Annotated in this window: 12 protein-coding genes and 1 riboswitch; of the genes, 8 read left to right on the top strand and 4 right to left on the bottom strand. The window is 38.0% G+C overall.

Annotation, left to right across the window (positions count from 1 at the left end):
* Positions 1-17: 17 nt before the first annotated feature.
* Positions 18-1037: a hypothetical protein gene (locus ACN6MT_RS10315; protein ID WP_419955794.1), complete on the bottom strand. Its 1020-nt coding sequence runs from the start codon at positions 1035-1037 to the stop codon at positions 18-20.
* Between the two features lie 513 nt (positions 1038-1550).
* Here ACN6MT_RS10315 and ACN6MT_RS10310 point away from each other — a divergent pair.
* From ACN6MT_RS10310 to ACN6MT_RS10275, 8 genes are all read left to right on the top strand, one after another.
* On the top strand, positions 1551-1907 hold the full coding sequence (locus ACN6MT_RS10310) for a helix-turn-helix domain-containing protein (RefSeq protein WP_034674179.1): 357 nt from the start codon (positions 1551-1553) through the stop codon (positions 1905-1907).
* A 103-nt stretch (positions 1908-2010) separates the two neighbouring features.
* A riboswitch (SAM riboswitch) is annotated at positions 2011-2127 on the top strand.
* A gap of 81 nt (positions 2128-2208) precedes the next feature.
* The gene (locus ACN6MT_RS10305; protein ID WP_419955793.1) at positions 2209-3324 is read left to right on the top strand and encodes a methionine biosynthesis PLP-dependent protein; all 1116 of its coding nucleotides are present in this window, start codon (positions 2209-2211) and stop codon (positions 3322-3324) included.
* Complete coding sequence (gene metC, locus ACN6MT_RS10300; protein ID WP_034674177.1) at positions 3324-4511, top strand: cystathionine beta-lyase; 1188 nt, start codon at positions 3324-3326, stop codon at positions 4509-4511. Before ACN6MT_RS10305 ends, metC begins: the two co-directional genes overlap by 1 nt.
* A 2-nt stretch (positions 4512-4513) precedes the next feature.
* Positions 4514-6373: a bifunctional homocysteine S-methyltransferase/methylenetetrahydrofolate reductase gene (locus ACN6MT_RS10295; RefSeq protein WP_419955792.1), complete on the top strand. Its 1860-nt coding sequence runs from the start codon at positions 4514-4516 to the stop codon at positions 6371-6373.
* Complete coding sequence (gene metH, locus ACN6MT_RS10290; protein WP_419955791.1) at positions 6354-9803, top strand: methionine synthase; 3450 nt, start codon at positions 6354-6356, stop codon at positions 9801-9803. The genes ACN6MT_RS10295 and metH overlap by 20 nt, the downstream gene beginning before the upstream one ends.
* 178 nt (positions 9804-9981) lie before the next feature.
* A complete protein-coding gene (locus ACN6MT_RS10285; protein WP_034674172.1) occupies positions 9982-10395 on the top strand; it encodes a MarR family winged helix-turn-helix transcriptional regulator in 414 nt (137 codons plus the stop codon).
* Positions 10396-10408: 13 nt separating this feature from the next.
* Entirely contained in the window at positions 10409-11611 is a 1203-nt protein-coding gene (locus ACN6MT_RS10280; protein ID WP_034674170.1) for an MFS transporter, read from the top strand.
* 121 nt (positions 11612-11732) lie between these two features.
* The gene (locus tag ACN6MT_RS10275) at positions 11733-12296 is read left to right on the top strand and encodes an FAD-dependent oxidoreductase (RefSeq protein WP_419955790.1); all 564 of its coding nucleotides are present in this window, start codon (positions 11733-11735) and stop codon (positions 12294-12296) included.
* 40 nt (positions 12297-12336) lie between these two features.
* On the opposite strand, the gene ACN6MT_RS10270 is transcribed toward ACN6MT_RS10275, so the two are convergent.
* The 3 genes from ACN6MT_RS10270 to ACN6MT_RS10260 all read right to left on the bottom strand — a co-directional run bounded on the left by ACN6MT_RS10270 (position 12337) and on the right by ACN6MT_RS10260 (position 14253).
* The gene (locus tag ACN6MT_RS10270; RefSeq protein WP_034674166.1) at positions 12337-12747 is read right to left on the bottom strand and encodes a hypothetical protein; all 411 of its coding nucleotides are present in this window, start codon (positions 12745-12747) and stop codon (positions 12337-12339) included.
* A gap of 123 nt (positions 12748-12870) precedes the next feature.
* Complete coding sequence (locus ACN6MT_RS10265; protein WP_419955789.1) at positions 12871-13020, bottom strand: hypothetical protein; 150 nt, start codon at positions 13018-13020, stop codon at positions 12871-12873.
* 12 nt (positions 13021-13032) lie between these two features.
* Complete coding sequence (locus tag ACN6MT_RS10260) at positions 13033-14253, bottom strand: helix-turn-helix domain-containing protein (RefSeq protein ID WP_419955788.1); 1221 nt, start codon at positions 14251-14253, stop codon at positions 13033-13035.
* Positions 14254-14346: the final 93 nt, after the last annotated feature.

The raw sequence follows: 14346 nt of genomic DNA, 5'->3' as shown, positions 1-14346 counted from the left end.
CAAAAATGCTGTGCCTTTTATCTATTATTCTTCGCCTCTTCTTCCGGTGAAGAATAATAATTATTTTTCCCTTTATCTCTAATATAGGCTGATCCTATATTAGAAAATAAACTATTCCTCATAGAATCCTTCGAAAATTCTATTATTGATTTATTGTCCTTTAAAAGATGAACGTCCCATATCATACCTTCAAATTTATTATCAGAACCGTTAACTGTTATTACTTCTTTCGTATGTTTAGACACCTGAATTTGAAGACCACTAAATTCATTACCAGAACTTTCATTTGGAATCGTAATGGAACTAATAATATCAATTCCTCTTATACAGTCATCTAATGTTAGATTTATAAATCGGTTGCCATTAATAAAACTATATTTATCTTTATCCTTTGGTTTAACAGCTTCTAATTTAACACCAGTATGAAATCCAGCAATTCGTATATCGATAAAGTTAATAAAAGAAATGAAATGACCTGACTCACCGGCATAAAGATGGATACCTGTACCTTTATTTGAACCGGCAGCGTTTACGATTGTTACATTTTTTATTTGCGTTCTATCCCATGACCAAATTTTCTGATCACCGTCGATGTAAATGGCATCTGAACTAAAGTTAGGATTAACAATTTCAAGAACACCATTTAAGATTGATGCATTCTTTTTCACATCGATTGCTCGGAAATTCCCATCTATTCTTAACCTCGTATTTTGACCAAATTCTAGTTCAACTCCCGCTTTTAATACCAGTCCCTGCTTCAAAATATATTTTTTATTTCCAAGTAGCTTAACTTTTCCAATTTTTGAATCATAACTATAATCTATTGCTGCCTGTATGGATTGGGAATCATCTTTCGAATCCTCTCCATTAGCACCAAATTCATCCACATTCACATATTCGGTCTGAACATTAACTGCCCTTGCTACTACTTTGTCTTCCTGTTCATATTTGTTATTGACTTCATTGTTATATAAGAAAAGAATAGCTGTTACCGACATTAATACTGAAAAATATAGTATCAAACTCCTTTTATTCATAATCTTCTGTAACCACCTGTTAAGAGAACTCTCATCCTTGCACCTCCATATACTGTGAAACACTTTTTAGCACTAATCGTTACTTAATCCCAATTTATAAGAGTCCCCGTTTTACACAAATAACCAATTCGATATTAAGAACATTATAGCACTGTGGGTCGAAAAAACAAATCCAAAACACATACCAATTTTTCCTGTTTTCCCTCAATATTTGACACATTTCCTTCTTAAATTTTAGAAAGCCATGATTTTTTTTATCAAAATTTAGTTCTTTAAAGAGAACAATTTTTAGTTTATAATATGATTAATGTTTAAATAGTTTGTTCCTCTCTAGCCTTTTAAGTTAATCCATGATTGGATTCACTTTATACTTTTCAAGTGTATTTGCAGGGCCTCATTATTTTACTAAACACTCTAAATAACCCCATGATATGCAGATTGTCTTTCTACTCATTTTTTTTGCAAGTTTCCAGAAGGAAAGAAAATTATAAATTTGGTCATAAGGAGAAGCCTATGATTGGAGAACGAATAAAGATCTTAAGAGAACAAAAAGGATATTCAATTACAGAATTAGCTGACCTCGCTAATGTATCAAAATCCTATTTAAGCTATATTGAACGGAACCTAAATAAAAATCCATCTATACATTTTCTAATGAAGGTTGCCAAACCTTTAGACATTTCTATTGAATATTTATTGACTGGGATGGATTCAATAGAGAATCAGATAGAAAACAGTGGAGATTGGCTGCTTGATAAAGAGTGGAAAAGTTTAGTAGAAAAAGCCATTGAAGACGGAATTAATAAAGATGATTTCAAAGAATATATAAACTATATTAAATTTAAAATATGGGAAAAAAACAAAAAATAAGATTAACCGCTTTCATTAATAATTGTTTGATATTAATTTGTAAAATGCATTGACACTTCTCCTTTAGTGTAGTAAATTTTATAAAAAGTCTAAATATTGTACTTTCTTATCAAGAGAGGCTGAGGGAATGGCCCTATGAAGTCTCAGCAACCTTCAATGTTGTTTTTCATTGAAAAGGTGCTAAGTCCATCAAGTTATTTATTAACTTGTGAGATAAGAAGAATGACCTATGCTAATGTGCATCCAAAAGTCTTCTTCTTATAGAAGGCTTTTTTTGTTTATATAAAGGAGGATAAAGATAATGGTATATAAGATTGATACGAAGTTAGCACAAATTGGAAATAGAAGTGATGCGGTGACAGGCACCGTAAATCCTCCTGTTTATTTTTCAACAGCCTACCGTCACGAGGGAATTGGACAATCCACAGGGTATGATTATTCACGTACAGGTAATCCTACCCGCCAGCTTCTCGAAAAGGCGATTGCCGACCTAGAAGGTGCGGATCAAGGCTTTGCCTGCAGCTCAGGGATGGCAGCCATATTTACGATTCTTTCTCTTTTCGAGTCCGGGGACGAATGGATTGTGAGTGAGGATTTGTACGGAGGAACATTTCGTTTACTAGAAAAGGGATTTAAAAAATGGGGCTTGAAAACCCAATATGTTAATACTTGTAGTCCAGAAGAAATTGAAAGAAGGATAACCCCTCAAACCAAGGCGATTTTTCTTGAGACTCCAACTAATCCACTTATGCAGCAGTCAGACATAGGTGCTGTGTCTAAAATTGCGAAAAAGCACGGAATTGTTCTGATTGTTGATAATACGTTTTATACCCCGCTTCTCCAACAGCCAATTTTGTTAGGCGCGGATATCGTCATTCATAGTGCGACGAAATACTTAGGCGGACATAATGATGTCCTTGCAGGTCTAATTGTTGCTAAGGGTAAAGAAATTTGTGAGGCATTGGCTTTCCATCATAATGGAGCCGGCGGTGTTCTTAGCCCTTTTGATTCTTGGTTAGTTATGCGCGGAATGAAAACTTTATCACTAAGAATGCAAAGACATGAAAGCAATGCAAAGGCGATTGTTGAATACCTTTCTAATCATGATGGTATAACAGATGTCCTTTATCCAGGAAAAGGAGGAATGGTTTCCTTCCGCTTACAAGACGAAGCTTGGGTAAATCCATTCCTTCAAAGTCTTTCTCTTATCACATTTGCCGAAAGCCTGGGCGGAACGGAAAGTTTTATCACGTATCCTGCAACACAGACTCATGCAGATATTCCAGAAGAGATTCGAATTCAATCAGGTGTCTGTAACCGGTTATTAAGGTTCTCCGTTGGTCTGGAAGATCCAACTGATATTGTTCAAGATCTTGAACAGGCATTAGCAAAATTAAAAGAAGGAGTGATTAGATAATGAGTTCAGAAAATTATAGTTTTGAAACCAAGCTCCTTCATAATCAGCATAAAGTCGATCCGGCAACGGGAGCCGTTAGCGTGCCCATTCAACATGCTTCGACCTTCCATCAATTTGATTTAGATCGTTACGGAAAATACGATTACGCTAGAAGTGGAAATCCTACGAGAGAAGCGCTTGAGGATGTTATTGCAGAGTTAGAGGGCGGAACGCGTGGCTTTGCTTTTTCGTCAGGAATGGCTGCTATCTCAACTGCCTTCCTTCTTTTATCATCTGGTGACCATATCGTGATTACCGATGATGTGTATGGCGGTACCTATCGTATGGTCACTCAGGTACTGACTCGCTTCGGAATTGAACATACCTTTGTTGACATGACAGATCTTGATCAAGTAAAAGCAGCAATCAAGCCTAACACCAAAGCATTTTACGTAGAAACACCGTCTAATCCTTTATTGAAGGTAACGGATATCAAAGCAATTACAAGTTTTGCGAAAGAGATTAACGCAATCACTTATGTAGATAATACTTTCTTAACCCCTGAATATCAAAGACCTTTAGAACTAGGAGCAGATGTTGTCCTTCATAGTGCAACTAAGTTTTTATCCGGCCATAGCGATGTGGTTGCAGGTCTAGCGGTTGTTAAGGATGAGGAATTAGGTAAAAGGCTGTATTCCTTACAAAACTCCTTCGGCGCCGTACTTGGGCCACAGGATGCATGGCTCGTGCTTAGAGGAATAAAAACCCTGCATGTCAGACTCGAACAGTCACAAAAATCAGCAATTAAAATAGCAGAATTTTTAGCGGAACACCCGTTAATCGAAGAGGTTTATTACCCAGGCCTTGAAAATCATCCACAGCACGAGCTTCAAAAAAGTCAGGCTGCTGGACCAGGTGCAGTTTTATCGTTTGAATTCCAGAATGAAAAAGCACTTCAAGTCTTTCTAACCAATGTAAAAATCCCTGTTTTTGCCGTTAGTCTTGGTGCGGTCGAATCCATTCTATCCTTTCCGGCAAAAATGTCACATGCAGCGATGTCGCAAGAGGAAAGGGAAAAACGAGGAATTAAAAACAGCCTCATCAGGTTATCCGTAGGCTTAGAGAATCCAGATGATCTCATAAATGACTTCTCTCAGGCTTTACATCAGGTGAAAGAAAAACTATTGGTCTTGCAGCAAGGAGAATGATCATGACCTTTTTAGAAAAATTAAAAAGCCAAATTTTAATAGGTGATGGTGCCATGGGCACCCTTCTATATTCATTCGGCAAAGATAGCTGCTTGGAAGAGTTGAACCTTTCCCATGCGGAAAAAATACAAGAGATTCATAAAGCTTATATAGAAGCAGGTGCGGATGTCATTCAAACCAATACCTATGCAGCGAATTATCTAAAACTGCAGAGATATGGTCTAGAGGACTCTGTTAAAGCAATTAACAGCGCCGCTGTCGAGAATGCTAAATTAGCAGCACATAAAAATGCTTATGTACTAGGAACAATCGGCGGTAACCGCGGGATTAAACCTAGCACCTTATCGATTGAAGAATTAAAGCGCAGTTTCCGTGAACAGCTATATTGTTTATTATTAGAAGGTGTGGACGGGCTTTTATTCGAAACCTTTTATGACCTTGAGGAACTGGAAACGGTCCTTACGATTGCTCGAAAGGAAACAAAGCTGCCGATTATTGCCCAGGTCTCGCTTCATGAGCCTGGCATTTTACAAGACCAAACACCGATTAATGAAGCCTTTACCCGTCTTGAAAATCTTGGTGCTGATGTTATCGGCTTGAACTGCCGGCTTGGCCCCCATCATATGTTAAAGACCCTAGAGCAGATTGAATTGCCTAAACACGCTTACCTTTCTGCCTACCCCAATGCGAGTCTGCCAGCTTATACAGATGGTAAATTCCATTATGAAGGGGATTCAGATTATTTTAAAAAATCAGCTCAAAGCTTTCGTCAAGAAGGCATACGCTTGCTCGGCGGCTGCTGCGGTACAACGCCTGCCCATATCCATGCATTTGCAGCAGAATTAAAAAACAGTGTGCCTGTCACCGATAAAGTAGTTAAACGAGAAACAAAGAAAATCATCATTGAGCATAGTGCAGCTAAAAGAGAGCACCAGCCTCTTGAGGAAATTGTTAAGGAACGCCCGTCGGTTATCGTAGAATTAGATACTCCTAGAAAGCTTGATACCAGCAAGTTTTTTGAAGGAGCAAAGGCGTTGAAAGAAGCTGGCATCGATGCAATCACAATGGCTGATAACTCTTTAGCTCAGGTGCGGATTTCCAATGAATCATTAGGTTATCTGGTTAAACAGGAATTAGGTATGCGTCCGCTGATTCATATTGCCTGCCGTGACCGCAATATTATTGGTTTGCAATCTCACCTAATGGGGCTTCATACCCTTGGAATGCATGATGTACTTGCTATCACTGGTGACCCTGCGCGAGTCGGAGACTTTCCAGGAGCCTCCTCTGTTTACGATGTATCATCTTTTGAGTTAATTCAAATGATGAAACAGTTAAATGAAGGCTTGTCATTCTCTGGGAAAGATCTTGGTCATAAAACAGCTTTTAGTATTGCTGGTGCCTTTAATCCAAATGTCCGGTCAGTCGAAAAAGCAGTAAAGCGTCTTGAGAAAAAGATAGAATACGGTGCCGATTATTTCATTTCACAGCCTGTTTTCTCTGAGGAAAAATTAATCGAAGTCTATGAACATACTAAGCACCTAAGTGCACCTATATACATTGGTTTAATGCCTTTAACAGGAAGCAGGAATGCAGAATTCCTTCATAATGAGGTACCAGGAATTAAAATTGCACAATCGATTCGAGACAGAATGGCAGCTTTGAATGATCAGCCATTACAAGCTGCACGTGAAGGAATTGAAATAACAAAATCTTTAATTGACACAGCACTGGATTTATTTAATGGAATTTATTTAATCACTCCATTTTTACGCTATGAACTAACAACAGAGTTAGCCATATATGCCAGACAGCGTGCAAGTCAAGTTAGGGGGAACAGCTATGTCGAAAGCTCCATTTAATGAACAACTACACAAACGAATCCTAGTTATGGATGGTGCCATGGGTACCATGCTTCAGCAAGAAAATTTAACAGCTGAAGATTTTGGCGGCGAGCAATACGATGGCTGTAACGAATATCTGAACCTAACAGCTCCTCTAACAATCGCAAAAATTCATCGCGAATATTTAGAGGCTGGTGCGGATATTATTGAAACCAATACCTTTGGAGCCACAAGCATTGTTCTTGATGAATACAATCTTGGTTTTAAGGCTTATGAATTAAATAAAATTGCCGCACAAATTGCTAAAACGGAAGCTGAAAAAATTTCTACTGCCCAGTGGCCTCGTTATGTTGCAGGATCAATGGGACCGACCACAAAGACGTTAAGCGTAACTGGCGGGACTACTTTCGAAGCACTCGCTGCTTCCTATGAAGAACAGGCAATCGGGCTTATTGACGGCGGTGTCGACCTTCTGCTGCTTGAAACAAGCCAGGATATGCTGAATGTAAAGGCAGGCTTCATTGGAATAAAAAATGCTTTTAGCAAAACAGGAAAAGTTCTTCCATTAATCGTGTCGGGTACTATAGAGCCGATGGGAACAACTCTTGCGGGACAATCGATTGAATCCTTTTACATTTCATTAGAGCATATGAAACCTGTCGCGGTTGGGTTAAATTGTGCGACTGGGCCGGAATTTATGCAGGAGCATGTCCGTTCCCTATCCAATCTAGCTTCTACAGCGATTATATGTTATCCAAATGCTGGATTGCCTGATGAAGAAGGACATTATCATGAAACACCGGAAACGTTAGCGAAAAAGCTTGCCGATTTTGCTGCCCACGGATGGTTAAACATTGTTGGAGGCTGCTGTGGTACAACTCCTGATCATATTCGGGCAATCTCTGAAGAAATGAAAAAGTTCTCACCACGCGAGGCACAGACTTCTGACTTCCATATGGTATCTGGGATTGAACCCTTTGTATACGACGATCCGACATTGCGTCCTATTATGGTCGGAGAACGTACAAACGTGATTGGCTCTCGTAAATTCAAACGCCTTATTAATGAAGGTAAAATTGAAGAAGCTGCAGAGATTGCACGTGCCCAAGTTAAAGGCGGTGCACATGTTATTGATATTTGTCTTGCGGACCCAGATCGTGATGAGCTTAGCGACATGGAGAATTTCATTCCTGAAGTGGTAAAAAAAATAAAAGTTCCACTTGTCATTGATTCAACTGACGAGAAAGTAATTGAAAAAGCACTCAAGTATTCTCAAGGAAAAGCTATCATTAACTCCATTAACCTTGAGGATGGTGAAGAAAGATTTGAGGCTGTTGTCCCACTTATTCACAAGTACGGAGCAGCGGTTGTCGTTGGTACAATTGATGAAAAAGGTATGGGTGTTACAGCTGAAAAGAAATTGGAAATTGCAAAACGATCTCATGACATTCTTGTTAATAAGTATGGTTTGAATCCGCAAGATATTATTTTTGACCCGCTTGTTTTCCCTGTAGGAACGGGTGATGAACAATATATTGGTTCCGCAAAAGCAACAGTGGAAGGAATTAAGTTAATTAAAGAACATCTTCCTAAGACACAAACCATTCTTGGCATCAGTAATGTTTCATTCGGTCTGCCTCCTGTCGGAAGAGAAATTCTAAATTCTGTCTTTTTATACCACTGCACATTAGCTGGACTGGATTATGCGATTGTTAATACTGAAAAGCTTGAACGATTCGCTTCCATTTCCAAGGAAGAAGTTCAATTAGCAGAGGATCTTCTTTTTAATACGACAGATGATACGTTGGCCACTTTTACCGAATTTTATCGAGGTAAAAAGAAAGAGTCTAAAAGTACTGTACCCAACATGAGTTTAGAAGAACGACTCTCTTACTATGTAATAGAAGGTACAAAGGAAGGTTTATTGCCAGATTTAGCTTTAGCGCTTGAAAATTATCCTGCTCCCCTCGATATTATCAATGGACCATTAATGGAAGGCATGAAAGAAGTAGGACGATTATTCAACGATAATCAGCTGATCGTTGCCGAAGTACTCCAAAGTGCTGAGGTCATGAAGGCTGCTGTGTCTTACTTAGAGCCCTTTATGGAAAAAGGCGATGTCTCTGCTTCCAAAGGGAAGGTTATCCTGGCAACAGTAAAAGGCGATGTTCATGACATTGGGAAAAACCTTGTAGATATTATATTAAGTAATAACGGCTATGATGTACTAGATTTGGGGATTAAAGTATCACCAACTGAACTAGTTCAAGCGATTCAAAAGGAAAAACCAGACATTGTTGGATTATCAGGCTTATTAGTAAAATCTGCACAGCAAATGGTTTTAACAGCACAAGATATGAAAGAGGCGGGAATCTCAACACCTATTCTAGTTGGTGGAGCTGCACTTTCTAGAAAGTTTACCGATACCAAGATTGCAAAGGAATATGAAGGACTCGTTCTATATGCAAAGGACGCAATGAATGGGTTATCACTGGCCAATCAGCTTCAAACTCCAGAGGAGAAAGAAAAACTGATGGCAGAAAAACATGAAAAACTAGCGGCTTTAGAACTGCCGCGGGAGCTGCCAAGTCGTTCTTCGGTTTCAACAGCCGTAAAAACTAGACCAGCCGTTTCCACTGAAGTACCTGTATTCACACCGATGGATACCAAAAAACATATTATGAAATCCTATTCTCTATCCCATATTGAGCCTTATATCAATATGCAGATGTTAATCGGTCATCATCTTGGTGTAAAAGGAAAAATTGCAAACTTGATTGCTTCCAAGGATGAAAAAGCAATCAAAGTGAAAGAAGTTGTAGATGGACTATTAGCAGATGCTAAGAAAGAAAACTGGATTTTACCTGCTGCGGTGTATCAATTTTTCCCTGCTCAATCTGACGGAAATAAAATATTTATTTATGATCCAGAAGATACTAATCGCATTATTGAAACATTCGATTTCCCACGGCAGGAATCTGCACCACATTTGTGCTTGGCAGATTTCATAAAGTCTGTAGACAGTGGAGAGAAGGATTATGTTGGTTTCTTTACAGTAACTGCTGGTAGAGGAATCCGTGAACAAGCTGACAAGTTAAAAGCAGAAGGCCGTTTTCTTGAGAGCCATGCCCTACAATCCCTTGCACTTGAAACCGCTGAAGGATTTGCAGAATTAATCCATCGTCAAATGCGAGATCGCTGGGGATTCCCGGACCCGCTGACATTTACGATGCAGGATCGTTTTACAGCTAAGTATCAGGGGCAGCGCTTCTCTTTTGGATATCCAGCATGTCCAGATTTAGAAGATCAGAAGAAATTATTTGCCTTGATTCATCCAGAGGAAATCGGAATAGAATTAACGGATGGTTGCATGATGGAGCCTGAAGCTTCTGTATCAGCCATGGTATTTGCTCATCCTGAGGCAAGATATTTTAATGTGTTAAGATAAATGAAGTCCGCGGATTAGATTCTGCGGACTTTTTTTTGAATTTTTATGATTTACTCACCCACTGTATCTAAGACTTCATTCCTTGACATTTCACTTCAAAACGAATATAGTTACCTAGGTAATCATTTTAATTACCCAGGTAACTAATGTGCATATATTAATTTTGGAGTGAACTTATTTGACCAACCACGCTTTATTTCATACTCTACATCAACTTTCCAGACAACTGACCAATAGACTTAATGAAGCCCTAAAACCATTTGGATTATATAGTGCCCAATGGTCTGTACTCTTTGCTCTACATACAAAAGGTTCACTAACTCAAAAAGAACTCTCTGAGTATCTGTTCGTCGAAGCTCCTCCCATGACTCGTACGATTCAACGGCTTGTTAAACAAGGGTATGTTAGTCAAATTCCAGGTAAGGACAAACGGGAGAAATACATTCAATTAACGGAGGAAGCAGTGCAAGAATTCCCTAAGTGGGAGAAGGCTGTCTTAGAATGCAATCTGGATTTATTGAAAAATTTCCCAGAAATTTCACAAAATGAATTAACAAATCTACAAAGTATCTGGTTAAAACAGCTTTTGTAAAGGAGTGCAAAATATGAACAAACCTAAATTATGGACAAAGGATTTTATTAATATTTCCTTGAGTAACTTTTTTTTATTTTTGACATTTTATATCCTACTCGTCACTTTACCTATTTTTGCTTTACAGGAATTTGACAGTAATGCTTCACAGGCGGGATTAATGACAACCGTTTTCTTACTCTCAGCCATCCTATCACGACCACTTGCTGGCCAATGGCTTGAAAGAGGCAGCAATAGAAAAGTGTTATTAACGGCTCTTATTATATTCGCAGTTGCTTCCCTTTTATACTTTTTCCCAACAACTGTAACAGGATTCCTTGTCATACGTCTATTACACGGGGTGGGTTTTGGAATGGCGACTACTGCAGTAGGAGCGATTGTTGCGGATCTTATCCCTAGCTCACGGAGAGGAGAAGGAATGGGATACTTTGTTATGTCAACAAACATGGCGATGGTCTTGGGGCCATTTGTAGGGTTGACTGCCATTCAACAGTGGGGAGCAAAAGTAATGTTCATCCTATCGGTAATTGTAGCCATTGGGGCGTTAATCACTGGTCTCACAGTCAAGTTATCAAAGCCTGAGCAAACTAACAAGAAGGTTATTGTTCCCGCTTTCTCCTTAAAAAACTTTATTGAACCTTCAGCAGTATCCATTGCTATTGTCGGCAGTTTTTTAGCTATTGTATATTCTGCCCTTCTTTCTTTCGTGTCCGTTTATGCAAATGAAATCCATGTTTCTGAAGTTTCAAGTCTTTTCTTTGTTGTGTACGCGGTTATATTATTAATGTCCCGACCATTTACAGGCAAATGGCTGGATCAATATGGTCCAAATGTGATCGTATTCCCTTCTATTATCTTGTTTGCAATAGGAATGTTTGTCTTGAGCCAAAGTGGAGGGGCAATTACTTTCCTAGTTTCAGCCGGAATGATTGGGTTAGGATGGGGTACCCTTTTCCCAACCTTTCAAACGATTGCCATTCAAAATGCAGCACCTAGAAAACGTGGTCTGGCTACAGCCACATTTCTATCAATCTATGATATTGGTATTGCATTAGGCTCATTCTTGGTGGGATTAATTGCTGCAAAGATGGACTTTAGCTCGTTATACTTCCTATGTTCTTTCTATATTCTTATAGGAGCTATTCTTTACTATTTCATGCAAGTTCGAAAACCAGAAATAAAACGTCAGCAATATTTAAAAGTAAAAGAGCACTAATTGTTTTGAACCATCAATTTCTTGATGGTTCTTTTCTACATTCTGAGCAGTGATTTTTACTTTTCAACATTATTAGGTTACACTTTTTTTGTATATTCATTTTTCGATTGGAGGTTTTTACATGTTGGATGTTGTTGTGATTGGTGCAGGACCAGCAGGAGCGAGTGCAGCCTTATTGACTGCTAAAGCAGGAAAGAAAACATTGGTGCTAGATAATGATAAGACCGTTACAAAGCGAGCTTGGGTGGAGAACCATTATGGCGTGTTAGAAATCTCTGGCCCTGACCTCGTTGAAATTGGTAAGCAGCAAGTAACTAAATTTGGCGGAGAAATTGTCCAGTCTACTGTTACGAATATTAGCAAAGTCGGAGAATGCTTTAAGGTGGAAACTGAAAACGGTGACTATGAAGCAAAGCATGTAATTGTTGCTACAGGTTTCCTTGTAGACGTAGCTGAAAAAGCTGGTTTAACTACTAAGCCTGGTACGGAGCCTCGCGTAAAAACAATCCTTGACGTAGATGCACAAGGTAAAACAAATATCGATGGCATTTGGGCAGCTGGTACCGTGGCTGGCGTAAGCGTACATACCATTGTTACTGCTGGTGACGGAGCGAGAGTCGCAATCAATGTTATTAGCGAATTGAATGGCGAGCGCTATGTTGACCATGATGTATTAAAAGCTTAAGTCGATTTATAAGAAGGGTGTCCCCATTGGGACACCCTCTTTACACCTCTAAATCTTTTCCTTCTTCAACAATATGGAATAGAAGGTGGGCTAGATGGTGAATCGGTCCATAGTCTTCTTCATCTTCACTAATCTCTTCATTAAATTCAAGATCGTTTAGGTAAAGGGCCGTAAATTCATAAAAATCTTTTAACTGGAAGGAATAGCAGGCCACCGGATCTTCACTTCCATCCTCCCCAGTCGGATCCTCATATTGAAGAACCATATAGGAAACATCTCCATCTGCATCCTCAGCATCAAAAAAGACAAAAAAGCCAATGTTAGTATCTAAATCAAATAAATGCCTTGTACCACCTTCTGTTGCTTTTTCAAAATCCTCCTGGCTTAGCTTTTGAATCTGCATCGAATCCACATTATCTTCTTGATGAAAACCAACAACAAATGATTTCATATTATTTCCTCCTTCTTGTTAAACACATATAATCTACTTTGCCCCTTAATTATAGTTTTAATTAACAATATGGGGGAAAATAAAAACTCGACAGTCGAAAACTGTCGAGAAGTAATTTTACGGTTACCCTACTGGAGGATAAATAGGATCTGCTTGCGCAGGTTGAATACTAGTCTTGGCAAGATCATAAGATGGTTGATTGTTTACATCATTTTCAGGTGTTGCAAAAACAAGTAATGAGAATGTAAATAATAAGATAATAGCCTTTTTCATTTTTCTTCCTCCTCAAGTAATTTTAGAAAGATAATTTACTGCCTCTAGATAATTCCCCTGTTGATTATAGTGCTGAGAAAGCAGCTTATAATATCGGATTCGTTCTTCCTTATGTTCTTTCGATCCCTCTAAGAAAGGAATTACCTTCATTTCTAAATATTTCATTGCTTTTTCAGGAGATTCCATATGAATTAAATAAAATTCAGCTAAAAGACCTTGTTTTTTTATACCAAGATCTTTTGAAAGAGATTTGACTTGAAGAAAACATTCCTTAGCATTCTCAATTAATTTTAAATTGTAATTAATTTCTCCAATGCCATACAAAGTTACTATATAGTGTTGGTTTTTTACTGGTTGTAACGATAAGCTTTTTTCATAATAGAGTAATGCTTTTTTTGGATTATTCATTTTATCTTGCAAGTAACCCATATTATGATAGATTTGTGGAAGCATTCTTTCTTCCTTTAACAATTCTGCATTTCGAATTAAATGGTTAAAACAAACCTGTGCTTCCTCGTAAATGTTTGAATTCGTATAGTTAATACCAAGAAGCATTAAAGTATGAAGAATTCGATAAAAGTTATGCTGGTTCATAAAGATTTGCAGTGCTAATCTGCCGAAGTGTATCGCATGCCCTGGCTGGTCAAGTGCACTCTTTACTAAAGCCCAGTGGTATAAGAATTCTCCATTCGTTGTTTCATTATTATTTTCTGCAAATAATTCATCAAAGATCTCGTCAGCCTTTTTATGATTACCCTTTAATATTAAGGATACAGCATTATAATAACGAAATAAATACATCTCATGTTGGGAAAAATTTTTCTTTTGCTTATATAAAATATCCCGTTGGGTGTCTGCTTCTGCAAGTAAACCCTTGAATAATAGATATCGATATTTATATAATTCATATGAATAAATATAGTCAGAAAATGGGATAACATGCTCAATTTCTTTTAACCTAGTAAATATTATTTCGATTTCCTCACGTAAGTAAAAGTTAATCTTTTCACCAAAATCTTTTAAGAGATTTTTTATTAACTCTTCTTTTTCTTCCATTTCATCAAAGCTTACATTAAGTCTTTCTAATAGGAGGGAAATAGTCTCTCCATTCGCATCCTTTGAATTATTCTCGATCTTACTTAAATGAGGGATAGAGCAAATTCCAGCAGCAAGTTCTTTTTGGGTAATCCCTTTTTGGGTCCTGTAGAATTTTATTAATGGTCCAAATTCCATAACATCACCACCTTAAGGAGCTCTTCCTTTTTCTTATCATTTTATAACAACTCTGCCGCCTCTTCCATCTATTTGTTCAGACAATTTAAAATA

Origin of the sequence: Neobacillus niacini, assembly GCF_048572935.1 — a bacterium.
Lineage (GTDB): Bacteria > Bacillota > Bacilli > Bacillales > Cytobacillaceae > Neobacillus > Neobacillus niacini.
Note: the sequence above shows the minus strand (reverse complement) of the source record. Positions and strands in the feature narration are given on the sequence as shown.

What these genes read in the sequence shown, in the direction of transcription:
- ACN6MT_RS10275 (WP_419955790.1), top strand. Translation starts at nt 11,733, where the DNA reads ATGTTGGATGTTGTTGTGATTGGTGCAGGACCAGCAGGAGCGAGTGCA.
- metC (WP_034674177.1), top strand. Translation starts at nt 3,324, where the DNA reads ATGAGTTCAGAAAATTATAGTTTTGAAACCAAGCTCCTTCATAATCAG.
- ACN6MT_RS10265 (WP_419955789.1), bottom strand. Translation starts at nt 13,020, where the DNA reads ATGAAAAAGGCTATTATCTTATTATTTACATTCTCATTACTTGTTTTT.
- ACN6MT_RS10310 (WP_034674179.1), top strand. Translation starts at nt 1,551, where the DNA reads ATGATTGGAGAACGAATAAAGATCTTAAGAGAACAAAAAGGATATTCA.
- ACN6MT_RS10270 (WP_034674166.1), bottom strand. Translation starts at nt 12,747, where the DNA reads ATGAAATCATTTGTTGTTGGTTTTCATCAAGAAGATAATGTGGATTCG.
- metH (WP_419955791.1), top strand. Translation starts at nt 6,354, where the DNA reads ATGTCGAAAGCTCCATTTAATGAACAACTACACAAACGAATCCTAGTT.
- ACN6MT_RS10315 (WP_419955794.1), bottom strand. Translation starts at nt 1,037, where the DNA reads ATGAATAAAAGGAGTTTGATACTATATTTTTCAGTATTAATGTCGGTA.
- ACN6MT_RS10295 (WP_419955792.1), top strand. Translation starts at nt 4,514, where the DNA reads ATGACCTTTTTAGAAAAATTAAAAAGCCAAATTTTAATAGGTGATGGT.
- ACN6MT_RS10280 (WP_034674170.1), top strand. Translation starts at nt 10,409, where the DNA reads ATGAACAAACCTAAATTATGGACAAAGGATTTTATTAATATTTCCTTG.
- ACN6MT_RS10305 (WP_419955793.1), top strand. Translation starts at nt 2,209, where the DNA reads ATGGTATATAAGATTGATACGAAGTTAGCACAAATTGGAAATAGAAGT.
- ACN6MT_RS10260 (WP_419955788.1), bottom strand. Translation starts at nt 14,253, where the DNA reads ATGGAATTTGGACCATTAATAAAATTCTACAGGACCCAAAAAGGGATT.